Source organism: Paracoccus sp. MKU1 (assembly GCF_001447385.1).
GTDB lineage: Bacteria > Pseudomonadota > Alphaproteobacteria > Rhodobacterales > Rhodobacteraceae > Paracoccus.
Window position 1 is genome coordinate 1 of record NZ_LLWQ01000055.1, and the last position, 788, is coordinate 788.

The 788-nt window shown below is 65.2% G+C and carries 1 protein-coding gene and 1 pseudogene; both read right to left on the bottom strand.

Annotated features, from left to right (window positions below):
• Positions 1-200, bottom strand: a pseudogene (locus AQY21_RS29585) (hypothetical protein); the annotation flags it as partial.
• A partial coding sequence (gene trbJ, locus AQY21_RS03280) for a P-type conjugative transfer protein TrbJ (RefSeq protein WP_058096396.1) occupies positions 178-788 on the bottom strand: 611 nt, incomplete at its 5' end. The pseudogene AQY21_RS29585 and the gene trbJ, both read right to left, overlap by 23 nt.

Genomic DNA, 788 nt, shown 5'->3' on the forward strand with positions numbered 1-788 from the left:
CGTTGGCCCTCGCGCAGCGAATCTTCCTGCCGTGCAGGTGTCTTGCGCCCCGGCAGGGGCGGCAGATCGCCGCTCCGTTCCATCCCGATCAGCGTCACGGTCATGACGATCGCCAGGAACAGGATGGCAATCAGCCGGGCCATCGCCTTGCCTCCCATGATGCGCCTCCTCGGGCGGTCAGTTGTTGAACATCCGGGCATTGCCGGGCTGGTAACCGGCGCCGGGGGTCAGAAACCGTTCGCGCTGGATGCGGCCCTGTTCGGCGGCGGTTGCACGCTCTGCCTCTGAAAGGGCGTCGGCGCGGCCATTGGCCGAGACGACGGCGATGAGATCCGAGATCTGCTGTGACTGGAGCGCGAGCAGCTGGTTGCCGGCCTGCGTCGCCTGCAGCGCGCCGACGGCGTTCTGGCTTTCGTTGATAAGATCGGACATTTCCGCGCGGTTGCTGTCGATATTGCCGGTGACGCCGGCCTGGACGCGCATCGCGTCCTGCAAGCCGCCGACGGAGTTCTGCCAGCGGGTGCGGGCATCGGCGATGATCTGGGCGTCGCTCGCCGCCGGGGAGAGATTGCCGTAGTCCTGCTGGAACATCCGGTCGATGTCCTGCACGTCGAAGGCAATGTTCTGGGCCTCATCGAGCAGCTGCTGGGTGCGGCTGACGTTCTGCTGCAATTGGTGTAGAGAAGAATGCGGCAGGCTCGTGAGATTACGGGCCTGGTTGATCAGCACCTGGGCCTCGTTCTGCAGCGAGGCGATCTGGTTGTTGATCTGCTCCAGCGTCCGTGCCG